The sequence below is a fragment of the Rufibacter latericius genome (assembly GCF_003721515.1).
Lineage (GTDB): Bacteria > Bacteroidota > Bacteroidia > Cytophagales > Hymenobacteraceae > Nibribacter > Nibribacter latericius.
Genome location: NZ_RJJD01000008.1, coordinates 811,794 through 827,725, shown reverse-complemented (window position 1 = coordinate 827,725; position 15,932 = coordinate 811,794). Strand labels below are relative to the sequence as shown.

Below are 15,932 nucleotides of genomic sequence, written 5' to 3'. Positions count from 1 at the left end.
TTAAATCCCCGTGAAGAAGTTCCTGGCCCTTATCCGGTTCCCTAACCTTGTCATCATGCTGTTGGCGCAGCTCATGGTGCGTAAGTTCCTGGTTTTTCCGGAGCGTTCGTTTCTGGAGGCGCTTTCCTGGCCTTTTGCCATTTTGGTAATCGCTACGCTGTGCATCGCGGCGGCGGGATACATTATCAATGATTACTATGATGTCAAGATAGACCGCATCAACAAGCCCGAGCGGGTGGTAGTAGGCAAGTCGCTTACCCGGCGCAAGGCCATGATGATTCACCTCTACCTGTCGGCTTCGGGCGTGTTGTTGGGGCTGTTGCTGGGCTGGCGGATAGGCGCGGTTCTGTTGGGAGTAGCTTTGCTCTTGTGGGGTTATTCTGCGCAGTTCAAGAAACGTCCGTTTGTGGGCAACTTAACCATCGCGCTGCTATCGGCGGTGATGGTGTTGGTAGTGCCTTTGCAGGCGGGGCAACCTTCGCTGGCGGCCTGGGCCTACGGCGTGTTTGCCTTCCTGATTTCCTTGGTGCGCGAGATCATCAAAGACATGGAAGACGTACAGGGCGATGCCTCATTCCGGTGCCGTACCCTGCCCATTGTGCTGGGCCTTCCCCAAACCAAATGGATCCTGTACTTACTTGTAGGCTTGTTCTTGATCTATACCGGTTTTGTGATGCTGAAACGCCTGCAGGAGCCGGTGTTTGTGGGGTACCTGTTCATTGGGGTAGTGTTGCCTACCCTGGTGCTGGTAAGGCAGATAATCTTCGCCGATAGGAAGAAGGAATACGCGCAGTTAAGCTGGCTTTGCAAGGCTATTATGTTAGCGGGCATCTGTTCTATGATGGTGTTGCGTTAGGGGTTGATAGGCCTTTGTGAAATGAAATCCTTGAACGTGCGTTTAGAGGCTGTTTAGCACAAACCAAGCCTGAAACAACCTGAATCTGTGTATCTTTGAGTATGGCGTTTTCCCGTGTAAGTAGGTGGGCTTTGGTGCTTGGGTTTCTTCTTTGGAACCTGGTGGCTGATGCCCAAACTAACCAACTGCCCTTGGGCGGATGGCAGGTGCATGTGCCTAACCATCGGGCGAAAGCCGTAGCGGAAACCCCAACCTCGGTGTACTGCGCCACCGAAGACGGCTTTTTCCGGTACCTCAAAGAAGACCAAACCCTCCAGAAGCTCTCCCGCACCGACGGGTTCAGTGATGTGAACCTGAGCACCCTCCGCTACGATTCTGCCTCGGCTACCTTGGTGGTGGCCTACGAGAACACCAACCTTGACCTGGTCACCGACGGCAAGGTTCACAACTTGACCGAGCTCCTGCGTAAATCCATGACGGGCGCCAAGATCATCCACCATCTCTCTACCCACAACAAAAAAGCCTACGTGTCCACGTCCTTCGGGCTGGTGGTGGTGGACCTGGTGAAGCGGGAAATCAAAGACACCTACAGCAATCTGGGTACGCAGGGTGAGGCTGTGCAGGTCTACGCCTCAACGGTCTGGAAAGACAGTCTGTACATTGTCTCTTCGGGCGGAGTGATGGCCGCGAACCTCAACCACCCCAATCTCCTGGATTTCAGAAGCTGGCGCCGATTCGGTTCTTCTGATGGACTTCCGTTTGGGGTAAACCCCGATGCGCTGAAAACTATTTCGTCCTTCGCGGGCGAAGTGTATGTAGGCATCAACGGAGACGGGGTGTATCATTTTGACGGTATTTCCTGGAAAAGAGCCCCTTTCTCCACGCAAGACAACCAGTTCAGGTCCATAGAAACCAACGGCAAAAGGCTGTTGATCACGGGTTCCCAGGAAGTGCTGGAGGTAACCTCCTCTGGTCAAGCTTCCCGATTAACAGACCCTCTGTTCCAGGATCTTCGCATGGCTATTCCCGCCCGGGAAGGAGGACTGTGGGCTGCCAGCTATGAGAGGGGCTTGGTGCAGGTCACCACCGCGGGATCTATTTCCCTGGTGCCCAACGGCCCTGCCTTTGTAGACGTGTTTGGAGTGTATGCTGAGAAAGGAATGTTTACCGTTTTAGGCGGAGGGTTCAGCCAAAGCTATCTTCAGCGTTCCTCAGGAGCCGGATTCTACCAGTACCGAAACGGGCAATGGACCAGCTACAACTTTGCCAGCGGCGGGCAGTTCCCGGCACATGCCCGTGACTTGGTTATGGCCCGCCGGAACCCGGTAAACGGAAAGCTCTACATTGCCAGCTACGGCGCCGGCCTGATTGAATGGGATGGCCTGGAGAAAGTAACCTTGTACAACAACACCAATAGTCCCCTGCTCAGCGCCATTGATGCCAATGACCGAAACTTCATAAGGGTGCCGGGCTTGGCCATTGATGCCGCCGGAAGTGTGTGGGTCACCAACCGAAACCAGTTCGCCAACTCACCGGGGCTGTATGAACTGAAGATCGATGGTACCTGGAAAGCGCACCCGTTTAACGGTTACGGTTTAGGTAGTGGTTTGCACAAAGTGGTGGTAGACGAGAGTGGCTATAAATGGGTAACCATTAGTACAAACGGGAATGATGCCGGCATGATTGTCTACGATGATCTCTCGGGTCAGTACGCGTATATTGGCGGAGAAGGCCAGGGAGGCTTGCCGGGCAAGCAGGTGTTCACTCTGGCGGTTGACCTGCAAGGCGAAGTTTGGGCGGGAACCAACAACGGTGTGGCGGTTTTCAGCAGTACCCCCGATATTTTTAGCTCTTCCTACGCCGGGGCTTATCTGCCTATCTACGAACGACGGCCCTTGCTGCAGGGGCAGGTAATCAGGAGCATTGCCGTGGACGGCGGAAACCGAAAATGGATTGGCACCGACACGGGTTTGTGGCTGTTCAATGAAACCGGCGAGGAGATGATCCATCACTTCACCACCGGCAACAGCCCCTTGCCCTCAGATAAAATCCTTGACATCTCAGTGGAGCCTTCTACCGGAGAAGTGCTCATTGGTACTGAAGGCGGAATTGCTGTTTTCAGGGGTTCTGCTACCCGCACCGAGAAAGTGAACACTAACTGCTTGCAGGTGTTTCCTAATCCCGTACGCGTAGGTTTTACCGGTTCAATCGGGATCTCTGGCGTGCCGGATAACGGGTGGGTGAAAATTACGGACGCGGCCGGTTTCCTGGTGTTTGAAGGCAAAGCCGCTGGGGGCACCTTTGCCTGGCACGGGCGCGATTATAACGGCCGCAAAGCGAAGCCGGGCGTGTACCTGGTGTTGGCTTCCTCAGCAGATGGAAGTCAGACGTGCATGACCAAAATAGCCGTTCAATAAGAGCCACCTCCGCTAGATGGAAACACAGCTTGGCTATCAAGAACAGCTCATATATCGTATGCGTTTTTGACCTTACATTCCCTTTATGCTTGTAAAAACCCGGGGCATTGTCCTGAACTACATCAAATTCAAAGAGTCTTCCATCATCGTACGCATCTATACCGAGGAGTTGGGCCTGCAGAGTTACATTGTGAACAGTGTCCGGAAGAAGGGGAGTGCCTCACGTATTGCCTTGTTTCAGCCCTTCACTCTGCTGGACATGGTGGTGTACCCATCGGGGAAAGGTGGCTTGACTCGCATCTCGGAATATAAGTGCAGCCATCCGTTTATGACTGTGCCCTATGACATCCGGAAAAGCAGCATTCTGCTGTTCCTTTCCGAGATGGTGTCTAGAACGGTGCGGGAAGAGGAAGAGAACCGGCCTTTGTTTGTGTTCTTGCACAACGCTATCCTCCTGTTTGATGAACTGCAGACCGGCTTCGAGAACTTCCATCTGGCGTTCCTGATCCAATTGGCCAATTACCTGGGCTTTGGGGTGCCCTCCGCTGATGAAGTCATCACGCAAGTGGCTTTTGAGATGGGCGGCTCTGCTTCCCTGGGCAACAGCCTCATGCAGTTACAGCAACTGGAGCCTTACCTGGCAGAGGTGATCAAAGACGCGGAGAATGCTAAATTGCCCAACGGGAAAGTGCGCCGCGAGCTGCTACAGTTGCTGGTGCGCTATTTCCAGCTGCACGTAGACCAATTGGGGGAAATCAAGTCACTGCCGGTGCTGTCTGAAGTGTTGAGTGACTAAAGGCAACGTTTCTCGCGGGTTACTGCCGCATTTAAGGGCTCTTTTTAGAAAACAAGGGCAAAAAGAAAGGGCCTCCTGTTTAGGAGGCCCTTTCTTTTTGATGGATTAAGGCAACAATTAGAAGTTGATCAGGTGGATGTCGAACATGATGGGCGTGTTAGGAGGGATGCCTCCTGATCCGTAAAGCCCATATGCCAAACGAGACGGAACCAAAAGCAGGGCTTTTTCGCCTTTTTGCATCAAAGCCACGCCTTCATCCCAGCCAGCAATCACTTTTTTCTGACCTAAAACAAACTTGAAGGTTTGTGCCCGGTCATACGAAGAGTCAAACTTCTGACCTCCCTGAATGAACTTGCCTACATAGTTTACCTCCACTAAGTTTCCGGCTACCGGTTTGTCTCCGGTACCAGCTTCTTTCTTCACGTAGTAAAGGCCAGAAGCGGTCTTGGTGTAATCAGTGATATTGTTGTCAGTGAGATACTTTTGGATTAACGTTTCCTCCAGGGCTGCTTGTGCCGCGTGGTCAAAGTTCGCATATGGGTCATATGGATCTTTGTCATTACAGGAGTTAAACACGAAAAGCACACACAGGGCAAGTAACCACTGCCACAGAGAGTTCCTTTTCACTGATTGTTGCATAGTTGTAAGAATTATAAACCTGGGGCTCCCGGACCTGCTGGGCCAACTGGACCTGCTGGAGCAGCCGGAGCATCTTTAATGTCCACCAGTTCCACATCAAACCGCAGGATAGAGTTAGCTGGTAACTCAGCACCACGGGCCATAGAGCCATATCCTTGAGGAGAAGGAATCAACAGAGTGCCTTTGCTGCCTTTGTTGAATTGCTTGATGCCTTCTTCCCAGCCTTTGATTACCTGGTTCTGACCTAACGGGAATTCAATTGGCTTACCGCCGTTTGATTTGTCTGAAGAGTCAAACTCTTTTCCGTTCAACAGGGTGCCTTTGTATTTTACGCTCACTACTTTGCCGTCAGTTGCGTTAGGGCCGGCACCTGGCTGAGTGATCACGTAGTAAATACCAGAAGCGGTTTTCTGCACTTGCAGGTTGTTTTTCTTCACATACTCCTGGATGAGTTTATCATCAATAGGACCTTGTTTGGCAGCACGCGCTTCCATCTCTTTCTGCTGACGCTCCATCATTTTAGGATAGTCGGCCATGGCTTCCTGCTCAGTCTGCAGGTTGATCGCTTTCACGAAGAAAGTAAGGAAGCTGCCTTTCTCAATGAAGGGAGGAAGCGGGCTTCTGAAGGTTTTGGCGAACAGGGTATCGGCGTTGATTCTGAACACGGCGCTATCACCTTTGTCCAGCATCAGGAATGCTTCTTCAATGCTGCCTTTGTTTGGAGAGGCCACCATTTTGATCTGGATGGGCATGGCGTTGTCTTTGGTGCTGAACAGCAAAGAGTCTTTCGCGTTGCGGTACTCCATCTCAAAGCTCATCACTTTGTCAAGCTTGGCTTTGTAAGCGGCAGAGTCAGTTTTGGTAGCGTCTTTGATCTCGTATTCTCCCTCTTTGCTTTGGGTGTAGAGTTTGTATTCCAATCCAGAAGGTGCTTTCACAAACTCATCCTTGCCCAGGTTTTTGCAAGAATAAGAGAAAAGGGTCACTGCCACGGCGGGCAGCAGGTACAATGATTTTTTGAACATCGGTTTTAGGTTAATTAAGCGTCTTTTAAGGGTTTAGTTTACCAGTTGTTCCGCGTACTGCGGTAATAGACTCACAAATAAATCTACGGTTTCGTTCAGGGGAAGCGGGGAGATTCCGCCTGCGGCATTCTTGTGTCCGCCGCCGTTGAAATGCGCCCGCGCGAACTCATTCACCGAGATGTCGCCCACTGACCGGAAAGAGATTTTCACAGCCTCTGAGCGCTCAATGAACAAGGCTGCAAAGCGTACGCCTTCAATGGAGAGAGCAAAGTTCACCAGTCCTTCGGTGTCACCGGTCTGGGAGTTATAGTCTTTCAGTTCCTCGGCGGTTACGGCAATGAAAGCCGTGTTAAACTCGCGCACCACTGTGAGCTTGTCTTTGAGCACGTAGCCCAGGAACCGCAGGCGCGACTCTGAGTAGCTGTCATAGATGTTGCGGTGCACCTTGCAGATGTCAATGCCGTTGTGCAGCAGGTCTGCGATGATCATGTGCACGTTGCGGGTGGTGCTGGAGTGCCGGAAAGAGCCTGTATCGGTCATGATGCCGGCGTACAGGCATTCGCCAATGGCCACATCCACCAGGGCCTCGTCGCCCAGTTCGCGAATCACCTCGTACACGATCTCGGCGGTAGCCGCGGCGTTGGTGTCAGAGAACATGATGTCGGCGAATTCCTCGGGCTGAAGGTGGTGGTCAATGAGCACTTTGGTGCCGGTGGCCTCCTTGATGTAGTTGCCCAGCTCGTTGATGCGGCTGAGGGCACTGAAGTCCAGACAGAAAATGGCTTCTGCCTCTTTGATGATGGCCTGGGCCTGGGCATCGGTTTTAGGGCTATAGACCAGAACGTCTTCGTTGCCACTCATCCAATTAAGGAAAGAGGGGTAGTCTGACGGCGTGATCACCTGTACCTGATGCCCTTTTTTCTTAAGGTAGCCAGCCAGTCCTAGTGAAGAACCCAAAGCGTCCGCATCCGGTTTATGGTGCGTCGTGATCATGATCTTCTTCGGAGACTCTAACAGCTCCTTTAGCGCGTTGATTTGCTGCATTGTATACTCACAGTCCGCTTTAAAAAACAGCGGATACAAGCTGCAAAATTCTAAAGAATTAAAGTACAAACCAAATAAAATCAGTCAACTGCTAAACGGACGGGTAATTTTGCCGTACAAAATGGATTTTGGCTCAAAGTCTGCTAGTTTTGCGGGCAAATTCTACTTAAACCGATAACGAAAAAGAAAAATGGCTGGAAACGTAACGTTCACCATGATTAAACCAGATGCCGTGCAAGACAACCACATTGGCGGTATCACTAAAATGATGGAAGAGGCTGGCTTTAGAGTAGTGGCCCTCAAAAAGACCCGCCTTACCGAAGAGCGTGCCGGTCAGTTCTACGAAGTGCACAAGGAGCGTCCTTTCTACGGCGACCTGGTGAAATACATGAGCTCTGGACCAATCGTGGCCATGATCCTGGAGAAAGACAACGCCGTGCTTGATTTCCGTACCCTTATTGGCGCTACAAACCCAGCCCAGGCTGAGGAAGGAACCATCCGGAAAATATACGCCAAGTCTGTGGAGGCCAACGCCGTACACGGTTCTGACTCTGATGAGAACGCCCAGATTGAAGGTGACTTCTTCTTTGGCGCTGACGAGCGCTTCTAAGCTCTTTTCCAGAAAAGATAGCAAAACCGCCCACTGAAAGGTTGGGCGGTTTTTTTGTGCCTCTTTGCTTTAGGCCTGCTTTGGTGAAAATGGGCTACAATCCCAAAATATACCCTTGGCGTTAATCTGAAGCTTAAAAACTAGTATTCTGCCTGGCCAGTGCGGCTCCCAGAATTGTCAAAAGCCATCATGAGAATGTAACTGGTCATCGCGCCAACGGCTGTGCCCAGAATCACCACGGAGCCCAGCACCATTAACAGCGGCAACCGGAAACCAAAGTAGTCTTGGTTCTGAAGTACCCCGGCATACCCAGGATTGAGGAAAATAGCATGGAAAAGGATGAAGCCGGCGTACAGCCCGGCGCCTACTAAGCCCACCAGAAACCCGATTGCCAGGCCAGGTAGATAAGGAGGCTGCCTATGCAGGGCTTCATAATTTCTCTTGAGGGTGTTAATAGCCAGTATCACTGCTATGAAGATGAAGACATTGCTGGCAAAACGAATAATTTCGCTGTTTTGTAAGCCAATGAAGTTAATGACCAAATAATAGACAATCATCGCCACGGCGGAGATGATGCCATACATAATACCAATGCGTTGGGCTGAATTTGTTGCCATTGTTCCATTCTTATGTTGGAGTTTGCAAATACCTAAGGAGCTGAACGGACGCTTTTTCCGGAGAACGAAAAAGTACGATGGGCACTAATAAATACGTAAAGATTTGTGTTTCGTCAACGGCACTTGAGGAAAGCAGCGGTCTTCCACGGAAATCTGTACTGGTAACCAGCCTCCTTGCTGAAATGTTTACCTAAATTTACCTCCAGCACCTTTTCATTTCGGGAGGAACTACTTTATCTTATAAAAAAATAAAACGCTTGCCTTTTAAGGCTACTTTCATAGAAATGGCCTGAAAACAAACGATGGCAGTTTACTTCTCTACACGAACGTGGGTGGGAATCGGTTGCCTCGCATTTGGCAGTAGTTTTAAGCCTTCTTTCCCTAAAGTATATTAAAAATCAGATCATATAATTTATAAAGCCAAAAATCATCTTTTGCCCCTATGCAACCCCGTGCCCCATTCTCTTTGCTTTTGTTGATTCTTGTTGGTGTGCTTCAATGGTCAGGTGCTTTTGCGCAGGTAGTGCCGGTTACTATTTTCTATGACCTGAACAAAGTCGTTACCATTAAGCAGAATGCCGCTGTCATTCGCGTGGCGTCTTTTGATACGGTCTCTTTTAAGTTCAAAGGCAAGGTCACTGACTATTATGCCAACGGGCAGGCGTTTCAGCAATTTACCTATGGAGATGCCGGCAAAGAAGGGGTTTTCCAGTTGTTGCATCCAAACAAGAAGCTTGACCGGGATGGGTTTTTCAAAGCAAACCAACCCGTTGGAAAATGGAAGTTCTATTACCCAGACGGAAAACCCCTGCAAACCGTAGAGTTTCTGCCTAACCAAGACTACAAAGTGCTGGAGTTCTACAACTTTTTAGGCCAGCAATTAATTAAAGACGGTACCGGTCCCTGGGAAACCACCAGCAGAATCAGGGTAGGGTTTAATTACTATGACCTGCTGCTGAACGGACAGTGGAAAGACGGGGTGAGAACCGGTCAATGGCAGTTCCTGAAGCCAGACGGAAAGAAAGTTCTGGTAAAAGAGTATGAAAACGGGGTAGTCAAGAAGAGGAAGCTGTATGACCCCAATAACGGCAGAGTAGTGGAAACCAAGTTGCCTCAGGAAGATGAACTCTGGCCTTTCCTGATCTCCCTGGAAGACATGGAACAGATGAGATTTGACCCAGATATATTTGGAGGTAAAGAAAGGGCATTGCAATATATCTTAAGGAAAGAACATCTGTTGCCCTTAGATTCACTTAAGCAAGCAGGCAGCCTGAAGATTGAAAAGGGACCTGAGTTTCCAGGCGGGCAAGAGGCTATGTTTAGGTTTATGGGTACCAATTTTAGAATACCCCCTGTTGATGCAAGAAGCAGAGTGTCTGGTACTGTAGTGGTCTCATTTGTGGTGGAAGTAGATGGGTCAGTGTCTGATCCCAAAGTGGTAAAATCCCTGTCACCAGGGCTTGATGGGGAAGCGCTAAGAGTCATTAAATTGATGCCCAGGTGGAAACCTGCCACCCGCAACGGAGAACCAGTGCCTTTTACCTACACCGTTCCTTACCAGATTATTATTGGGAACTGATAAACCAACGAAAAGTATTTGAAAATAGACCCATATGTTCCCGAAAACGTTTGCCACTTGTTTCCTGCTTTTGCTCTTACTTCCAATGCTAAGCTTAGGGCAGCAAGTATCCCCGCCGGATTACAGGGCAGAGATCGCCAGACACCGTGCCCATGAAGACAGCATATTTAAGTTCGATGAGCACTCTCCCCTGAAAGCAGAGGCGAAGGCAAGTTTCAAAGGTTTAGAGTACTTTCCAGTAGACGAAAGTTACCGCGTCAAGGCCAGGTTTGTCAGAAACACGCAGGAAACGGTTTTCATCATGCCCACCACCGGCACCCGCAACCCTGAATACGTGAAGTACGGCGAGCTGCATTTCAGACTGAAAGGCCAGCCCCTCAAACTGAGCGTGTACCAGAACCAGGAGCTCAAGAAGCAGCCCAAGTACATGACCTACCTGTTCATTCCCTTCACCGATGCCACCACCGGACAGGAAACCTATGAAACTGGCCGCTACCTGGACTTCACCATTCCCATGGGCACTGACAGCGTGTGGCTGGATTTCAACAAAGCCTATAACCCATATTGCGCCTACGGCGAAGGGTATTCCTGTCCCATTCCGCCCAAAGAAAACAAACTGCCCGTGGGAATTGAGGCAGGGGTGAGGAATTACGAGAGAGTAACAAGCAAGGCGGTTCCTACCGAAGTAGGTCTAGGGGAAGAAGCAATGCCTGAGTTTCCGGGAGGATTGTCAGCCTTGATGAAGTTCATGAACAGCAAGTTTGAAATGCCGGCAATGGCTAAGAAGGCGGGCGTAACTGGTACCGTAGAGTTTTCCTTTGTGGTGAAAGCCGATGGCACCCTGGACAACTTTCAGATCGTAAAATCCCTGCGACCAGACGTAGACGTGATGGTGCTCCATGCGGCAAAGCAAATGCCTCTCTGGAAACCCGGAATGCAAAACGGAAGAGCTGTGAATGTTAAATACAACATGCCCTTCAAAGTGACTTCCCGCTAAGCATCTTCAAAGAGAAAGCCCCAGGATGATACTTGTGAAAGTATCATCCTGGGGCTTTCTCTTTAAACAAAAAATAATCAATAGGGGTGAGGGGGCTACAACACTTTGATCGTGGAAAGCATTCTGGAGTAGGCATTGTCTGTCTTCAGGTTATCCATCCCGAAAACACTTAAGATATACACCTTGCCTTTCAGGTCAGAATAGGCGTAGCCTTTCACCACCATTTTATCTGTGCCCCGATTGAACCTGCCGGTAGCCAGGTAAGAGCTTTTCTGGTTATTTTGCTCCATGAAATCGACCTGGAAATCAGTACCCTCTAATTGGGTGACGGCGTTCTGGATGGCTCCCTGTAAGCTCCCCTGTACATTTCCGGTTCCATTTTTTATGTGCATGAACATGCCATAAATGATAACCTGGTCTGTTCTTCCCATGTACGATTCCATGCTATGCAGGAGCGCTTTCTGCTCCGCAGGCAGGGCGAAGTCTAATTTCTCCAAAGCCACAGGCGTAGAAACCGAGAAGCCCTGAAAAGAGCTTTGTACCCAAGGCTTTTGCTCTGTTGCTGCGGTAGAAGCTTTAGCAGGTGTTTGGGCGTAAAGGGAGGAAACGGGGAGCAGGGTTAAGGCTAGGCCCAACGAGAATAGAGATAGCTTCATTTAAAAGAATAAGGGTAACAGATACAAAAGGTGGAAGTGCTTGAAAGCAGGAAGGGAGATTAAAAACTTCCCGTTTTTCGACCTTTTTCTTCAGAAACAGGCTTTAAACGCAGCTCCTCTTCCTCCTCCTCTGGGTGTTCGCCGAAGACGCGCAGCACCCAGCGAGGCAGGAAGAAAGAACCCAGGATCAGGTACAGGTAATAGGTCACCACGCGGTACAGCAGAATAATCACCGTAGTGAAACGGCCCAGGAACTGCCCGAAGAACGTTGGGAAAGCGACCTCGGCAATGCCGGCACCGCCCGGAGTTACCGCCACCAGCAGCACAATCTTGTAGATCATGTTGCGGGAGAAAATGAGTACGTGGTCATGGAAACTGATATCAGTGAAGGCGGCAATCAGGCAGTTGATGACAAAATAACGGGCAGTCCAGACGAAGGCGGTGCTCAGGGCTGCGTTGGCCCAATAACTGAACGTGCTGCCTTTCAGTTGCTGCGAGGCCCACACCAGTTCATTCCCGTTTTTGTAAGCGGCAGGCCGCCACCGGCGCGTCAGCCGGAACGAAGTGGCCCGTAAGAAGATCCGTTTCACGGCCGTAGGGTTGATCAGGAGACCATAAGCCATCAAAAACGCATAGAAAGCAATGAGCAGGTAACTGATACCAAAAGCGATTTCCAGACTGCTGGTCACCGAGAATTCCATGGCAGAAACTTCCGGGAAGATGTTACCGGCCGTAATCAGGAAAACCAGCGGTACGGCAATAATGAAGTAGAGGTTGTCCATCATGGCGGTGACCATCACGTACGCCAATGATTTCCCCAGACTCAGGCCTTCCTTGTTCAAGATAAAAGCCGCCACGGTAGAACCGCCCACCACTGAGGGCATCACGCAGGAGGCAAACTCCCAGAGCATAATCACGTCCACGCTTTTTCGCCAGCTCAGGAACTTCTCGGTCACATATCGTATGCGGTAAATGTACCCCAGGTCACGCACCATGAGCACTACCACGGTCATCACCAGCCAGAAAGGCTTGGCGTTGTAAAGCGGCGTGAGATCCATTTCGGCGCTGTCGCGGTAGAACATGTACCCAATTGCGCCTAACCCAATTACCACGGGAATCAGAATCCGTTGCGGCGTGAAATACGAGAGAAGTTTCTTACGATTCAGATCCATGGTCGGTGATGGTCAGGTGCTGGTGTTCAGAATAAGGCACAATACGGAAATTATTAAAACCATCGCCAATCTCCAAACCAATCTCGTTGAGCTGGAGCAAGTCTAAGATAGCCAGAAAGTTAAAGATTAATCCAATTTTGTCAGGGAAGGCCTCTACCAGATCGGTAAACTGCACCATTCCTTGTGCACTTACCCGGTGCTTGATATAGTTGCGTTGCTGGTCAATGGTGTACGGATAGGTGTATACCGTATGTTTCGGCCGATTCTGCTCTTCCTCGTAGCGCTGCATGGCCTTGTGGAACGACTGCATGAGATGGTACAGGTTCAAGTCTTTGAGCTCGTACTCCAACTGGTGCTTGGAGGCAATCTTGCCTAACTCCTCGTCAGTATTGCCGCGTAATTCCTGCTGCAGGCGCACGTCTTCCAGCAAACTAAGGTCGCCCAGTACCTCTTTGAACCGCTTGTATTCCAGCAGGTGCTGCACCAATTCCTGGCGTGGGTCAATCTCGTTGCCTTCTTCGTCCTTTTCAAAACGGGGCAGGAGCATTTTGGCCTTGATGCGCATGAGCGTGGCCGCCGTGAGGATGAATTCGCTGGCCACTTCCATGTTCATCGTCTCCAACTGCCGGATGTAACCCACAAAATCATTGGTGATCTTGAAAATGGGAATGTCATGGATGTCCAACTCATCGCGCTCAATGAAGAAAAGCAACAAGTCAAACGGGCCTTCAAACAGCGACAGCTTTATCTCGAAACTCACGTGTGGCGGTGCAGCATTGGTTGAAATTCAAAATTACGTATAAGTAACGCCATCCGCCAACGTTTAGCCTAGAAGAACCTGTTTTTGAGCTGTTTTCTGGAAATTAGACCCAAAACCGCACTCTGGCAAAAGTTTTGCGGGTAAACGGAACCTGTAACGTGCTCTGTTTCTTTGAATAAGCCAAAACAAAAGACCAAAACAAACCATTGGAATTGCGCGTTTTTAAGGGTACTTTTCAGAATTCAGGCTAAAAAGGTAAGGGGAGAGGCGCCCTCGAAAATGACCTCTGAGAAAAATTGCGTAATTTTACCGTTTGACTGGATGCCGCTACGTATATGCTAAAACTTTCAGCCTCTTACCCTGTTGCATCTACATCCACCCAAGTGCACCCCTATGATAATTGAACCCGGAGAACTGCTGGCCAAAATAAACTCGCCGGCAGATTTGCGCCAACTGTCTGAAGACCAGCTGCTACAGGTCTGCCAGGAATTGCGCCAATTCATCATTGACAACGTGTCTATCTACGGAGGGCACTTCGGGGCGAGTCTGGGTGTGGTGGAGATGACGGTGGCCTTGCATTACGTGTTCAATACGCCCTATGACCAACTGGTTTGGGACGTGGGCCACCAAGCCTACGGACACAAAATCCTAACTGGTCGCCGCGATAATTTCCACACTAACCGAAAACTCAACGGCATCTCGGGTTTCCCTAAAAGGAAAGAAAGCGAGTACGATGCCTTCGGGGTAGGGCACTCCAGCACGTCCATCTCGGCGGCGCTGGGCATGGCCGTGGCCTCGCAGTACAAGAAAGAATTTGACCGGCACCACATTGCGGTGATCGGCGACGGCTCCATGACTGCAGGCATGGCTTTTGAAGCCATGAACCACGGCGGTGCCTCAGACGCTGATCTGTTGGTGGTGCTCAACGATAACTGCATGAGCATTGACCCCAACGTGGGCGCGCTCAAAGAATATCTAACCGATATCACCACCTCCCGCACCTATAACAAAGTGCGCGACGAGATCTGGAATATCTTGGGCAAGATCAGCAAGTTCGGCCCGAACGCCCAGCAGATCGTTGCTAAAGTTGAAAGCGGCATCAAAGCCACGATCCTGAAGCAGAGCAACCTGTTTGAGAGCCTGAACTTCCGCTATTTCGGCCCGATTGACGGCCACGATGTGAATCATCTGGCGTTGGTGTTGAAAGACCTCAAAAAGATACCTGGCCCTAAAATCCTGCACTGCGTGACCGTGAAAGGCAAGGGCTTTGCCCTTGCCGAGAAAGAGCAAACCAAGTGGCATGCGCCCGGCTTGTTTGACAAAGTCACCGGCGAGATCTACAAAGTACACCACACCACGCCTCAGCCACCCAAGTACCAGGATGTCTTTGGACATACGTTGCTGGAGATGGCTCAGCAGAACAAAAAAATCATGGGCGTAACTCCGGCCATGCCGAGCGGTTCTTCCATGAACATCATGATGGCCGCCATGCCTGACCGTGCTCTTGACGTAGGAATCGCGGAGCAGCACGCCGTGACGTTCTCTGCCGGATTGGCCACCCAAGGATTGGTGCCGTTCTGTAACATTTACTCCAGTTTCATGCAGCGCGGCTATGACCAGGTGGTGCACGATGTCTGCCTCCAGAACCTACACGTGGTTTTCTGCCTGGACCGCGCCGGTTTTGCCGGGGCCGATGGCCAGACCCACCACGGTTCCTATGACATTGCCTTCATGCGCTGCATCCCCAACATGGTGGTGTCTTCGCCCATGAACGAGCAGGAACTGCGTAATTTGATGTTCACCGCCAGCCAGGACGGCATGGGGCCCTTCACCATCCGCTACCCACGTGGCGAAGGTGTGATGCCCGAGTGGCGCACTCCGCTGGAACTGATTGAAGTAGGCAAAGGCCGCGTCATCCAGGAAGGCGAGGAAGTAGCTATTCTGACTATCGGGCACATTGGGAATTATGCCGTAGATGTTTGCAAGAACCTGAAAATGGACGGGCTGCGCCCAGGGCACTTTGACATGCGCTTCGCCAAGCCGCTGGATGAGAAAATGCTGCACCACATCTTCCAGACCTACGACAAGGTGGTGACCGTGGAAGATGGCTGCCTGCAAGGTGGTTTCGGAAGTGCCGTGCTGGAGTTTATGGCGGACCATGGCTACAACGCCCAGGTAAAACGCCTCGGCATCCCCGATATGATTGTAGAGCACGGTTCCCAAATGGAACTGCACCGCCTTTGCGGCTTCGACCCAGACGGCATTGAACGCGCCGTGAGAGAATTGATGGATGTGACGGTTCGGGTGTAAGAACCTTTAAAGCACAAGACCAGGCCTCACAGGTTTCGAAAACCTGTGAGGCCTTTCTGTTTTGGGCCTGTTTTTAGGAAAACAGGCCCAAAACGACTTACAGAAAATTAAGTACCTTCACCTTATGACAAGTCCCCTTCACGCGCCTGTTCCCACTCTATCTTTAAAAGAGAAGCTGATCATCATTGGTAAGGCTTTGCTGCTGGGCCTGGTTATATACACGGTAATAGATTTGTATGTGCCTCTCAAAAGGCTGCTGTCTGGGGATGGAATCACTTTTGCAGAAGCGCTATCCTACATAGAGACGCATAAAAAACTCCATATAATTGCCCTTATCACGTTTTTTATGGCCAGAAGCAGTATCAAGAAAAGGAACAAAGCGCTGCAAGAGGCACAAGTTTCGCTGGTAGAGCCTGCGGAGGGAGCAACGACAGATAAATAATCTTCTTCGTTT

General features: G+C 50.6%; 15 protein-coding genes. 8 read left to right on the top strand and 7 right to left on the bottom strand.

Annotated features, from left to right (window positions below; translation table 11 throughout):
* The first annotated feature begins 10 nt into the window (after nucleotides 1-10).
* The 3 genes from EFB08_RS15485 to recO all read left to right on the top strand — a co-directional run bounded on the left by EFB08_RS15485 (nucleotide 11) and on the right by recO (nucleotide 4,069).
* The gene (locus tag EFB08_RS15485; protein WP_123127830.1) at nucleotides 11-856 is read left to right on the top strand and encodes a geranylgeranylglycerol-phosphate geranylgeranyltransferase; all 846 of its coding nucleotides are present in this window, start codon (nucleotides 11-13) and stop codon (nucleotides 854-856) included.
* A gap of 101 nt (nucleotides 857-957) precedes the next feature.
* Nucleotides 958-3,273, top strand: coding sequence for a type IX secretion system anionic LPS delivery protein PorZ (gene porZ / locus EFB08_RS15480; protein ID WP_123127829.1), 2,316 nt, complete (start codon nucleotides 958-960; stop codon nucleotides 3,271-3,273).
* Between the two features lie 85 nt (nucleotides 3,274-3,358).
* Nucleotides 3,359-4,069 (top strand): DNA repair protein RecO, encoded by a 711-nt coding sequence (gene recO / locus EFB08_RS15475; RefSeq protein WP_123127828.1) that lies wholly within the window; start codon nucleotides 3,359-3,361, stop codon nucleotides 4,067-4,069.
* A 117-nt stretch (nucleotides 4,070-4,186) separates the two neighbouring features.
* Here the strand turns inward: recO and EFB08_RS15470 are convergent, their stop codons facing one another.
* The 3 genes from EFB08_RS15470 to EFB08_RS15460 are packed head-to-tail and all read right to left on the bottom strand — an operon-like array spanning nucleotide 4,187 to nucleotide 6,777.
* The gene (locus tag EFB08_RS15470) at nucleotides 4,187-4,708 is read right to left on the bottom strand and encodes an FKBP-type peptidyl-prolyl cis-trans isomerase (RefSeq protein ID WP_123127827.1); all 522 of its coding nucleotides are present in this window, start codon (nucleotides 4,706-4,708) and stop codon (nucleotides 4,187-4,189) included.
* A gap of 11 nt (nucleotides 4,709-4,719) precedes the next feature.
* A complete protein-coding gene (locus EFB08_RS15465; protein WP_123127826.1) occupies nucleotides 4,720-5,733 on the bottom strand; it encodes an FKBP-type peptidyl-prolyl cis-trans isomerase in 1,014 nt (337 codons plus the stop codon).
* A gap of 33 nt (nucleotides 5,734-5,766) precedes the next feature.
* A complete protein-coding gene (locus EFB08_RS15460; protein ID WP_123127825.1) occupies nucleotides 5,767-6,777 on the bottom strand; it encodes a DHH family phosphoesterase in 1,011 nt (336 codons plus the stop codon).
* Between the two features lie 190 nt (nucleotides 6,778-6,967).
* Between EFB08_RS15460 and EFB08_RS15455 the strand changes: the two genes are divergently transcribed.
* The gene (locus EFB08_RS15455; RefSeq protein ID WP_123127824.1) at nucleotides 6,968-7,387 is read left to right on the top strand and encodes a nucleoside-diphosphate kinase; all 420 of its coding nucleotides are present in this window, start codon (nucleotides 6,968-6,970) and stop codon (nucleotides 7,385-7,387) included.
* A gap of 140 nt (nucleotides 7,388-7,527) precedes the next feature.
* Here EFB08_RS15455 and EFB08_RS15450 read toward each other — a convergent pair whose 3' ends face one another.
* A complete protein-coding gene (locus EFB08_RS15450; RefSeq protein ID WP_123127823.1) occupies nucleotides 7,528-8,004 on the bottom strand; it encodes a hypothetical protein in 477 nt (158 codons plus the stop codon).
* A gap of 442 nt (nucleotides 8,005-8,446) precedes the next feature.
* Between EFB08_RS15450 and EFB08_RS15445 the strand changes: the two genes are divergently transcribed.
* Both EFB08_RS15445 and EFB08_RS15440 read left to right on the top strand, forming a co-directional pair.
* Nucleotides 8,447-9,583 carry a TonB family protein gene (locus EFB08_RS15445; RefSeq protein ID WP_123127822.1) on the top strand — a complete coding sequence of 379 codons (1,137 nt, stop codon included), beginning with the start codon at nucleotides 8,447-8,449 and terminating at the stop codon, nucleotides 9,581-9,583.
* 34 nt (nucleotides 9,584-9,617) lie between these two features.
* Nucleotides 9,618-10,580: a TonB family protein gene (locus tag EFB08_RS15440; protein ID WP_123127821.1), complete on the top strand. Its 963-nt coding sequence runs from the start codon at nucleotides 9,618-9,620 to the stop codon at nucleotides 10,578-10,580.
* Nucleotides 10,581-10,675: 95 nt separating this feature from the next.
* Here EFB08_RS15440 and EFB08_RS15435 read toward each other — a convergent pair whose 3' ends face one another.
* Genes EFB08_RS15435 through EFB08_RS15425 form a run of 3 tightly spaced genes read right to left on the bottom strand, consistent with a single transcriptional unit; the run spans nucleotide 10,676 to nucleotide 13,168 of the window.
* Complete coding sequence (locus EFB08_RS15435) at nucleotides 10,676-11,236, bottom strand: hypothetical protein (protein WP_125077753.1); 561 nt, start codon at nucleotides 11,234-11,236, stop codon at nucleotides 10,676-10,678.
* A gap of 59 nt (nucleotides 11,237-11,295) precedes the next feature.
* On the bottom strand, nucleotides 11,296-12,408 hold the full coding sequence (locus tag EFB08_RS15430; RefSeq protein WP_123127819.1) for a lysylphosphatidylglycerol synthase transmembrane domain-containing protein: 1,113 nt from the start codon (nucleotides 12,406-12,408) through the stop codon (nucleotides 11,296-11,298).
* Nucleotides 12,392-13,168: a segregation and condensation protein A gene (locus tag EFB08_RS15425; RefSeq protein ID WP_193553975.1), complete on the bottom strand. Its 777-nt coding sequence runs from the start codon at nucleotides 13,166-13,168 to the stop codon at nucleotides 12,392-12,394. Before EFB08_RS15425 ends, EFB08_RS15430 begins: the two co-directional genes overlap by 17 nt.
* A gap of 393 nt (nucleotides 13,169-13,561) precedes the next feature.
* On the opposite strand from EFB08_RS15425, the gene dxs reads away from it, so the two are divergent.
* A complete protein-coding gene (gene dxs, locus EFB08_RS15420; RefSeq protein WP_123127818.1) occupies nucleotides 13,562-15,478 on the top strand; it encodes a 1-deoxy-D-xylulose-5-phosphate synthase in 1,917 nt (638 codons plus the stop codon).
* Nucleotides 15,479-15,539: 61 nt separating this feature from the next.
* Entirely contained in the window at nucleotides 15,540-15,920 is a 381-nt protein-coding gene (locus EFB08_RS15415; RefSeq protein WP_123127817.1) for a hypothetical protein, read from the top strand.
* The last annotated feature ends 12 nt before the right edge of the window (nucleotides 15,921-15,932 follow it).

Excerpts from the sequence above, each read along its gene's own strand:
- EFB08_RS15445 (WP_123127822.1), top strand. The coding sequence starts at position 8,447 with ATGCAACCCCGTGCCCCATTCTCTTTGCTTTTGTTGATTCTTGTTGGT.
- EFB08_RS15430 (WP_123127819.1), bottom strand. The coding sequence starts at position 12,408 with ATGGATCTGAATCGTAAGAAACTTCTCTCGTATTTCACGCCGCAACGG.
- EFB08_RS15465 (WP_123127826.1), bottom strand. The coding sequence starts at position 5,733 with ATGTTCAAAAAATCATTGTACCTGCTGCCCGCCGTGGCAGTGACCCTT.
- EFB08_RS15470 (WP_123127827.1), bottom strand. The coding sequence starts at position 4,708 with ATGCAACAATCAGTGAAAAGGAACTCTCTGTGGCAGTGGTTACTTGCC.
- EFB08_RS15450 (WP_123127823.1), bottom strand. The coding sequence starts at position 8,004 with ATGGCAACAAATTCAGCCCAACGCATTGGTATTATGTATGGCATCATC.
- EFB08_RS15440 (WP_123127821.1), top strand. The coding sequence starts at position 9,618 with ATGTTCCCGAAAACGTTTGCCACTTGTTTCCTGCTTTTGCTCTTACTT.
- EFB08_RS15435 (WP_125077753.1), bottom strand. The coding sequence starts at position 11,236 with ATGAAGCTATCTCTATTCTCGTTGGGCCTAGCCTTAACCCTGCTCCCC.
- EFB08_RS15460 (WP_123127825.1), bottom strand. The coding sequence starts at position 6,777 with ATGCAGCAAATCAACGCGCTAAAGGAGCTGTTAGAGTCTCCGAAGAAG.
- dxs (WP_123127818.1), top strand. The coding sequence starts at position 13,562 with ATGATAATTGAACCCGGAGAACTGCTGGCCAAAATAAACTCGCCGGCA.
- recO (WP_123127828.1), top strand. The coding sequence starts at position 3,359 with ATGCTTGTAAAAACCCGGGGCATTGTCCTGAACTACATCAAATTCAAA.
- EFB08_RS15455 (WP_123127824.1), top strand. The coding sequence starts at position 6,968 with ATGGCTGGAAACGTAACGTTCACCATGATTAAACCAGATGCCGTGCAA.
- porZ (WP_123127829.1), top strand. The coding sequence starts at position 958 with ATGGCGTTTTCCCGTGTAAGTAGGTGGGCTTTGGTGCTTGGGTTTCTT.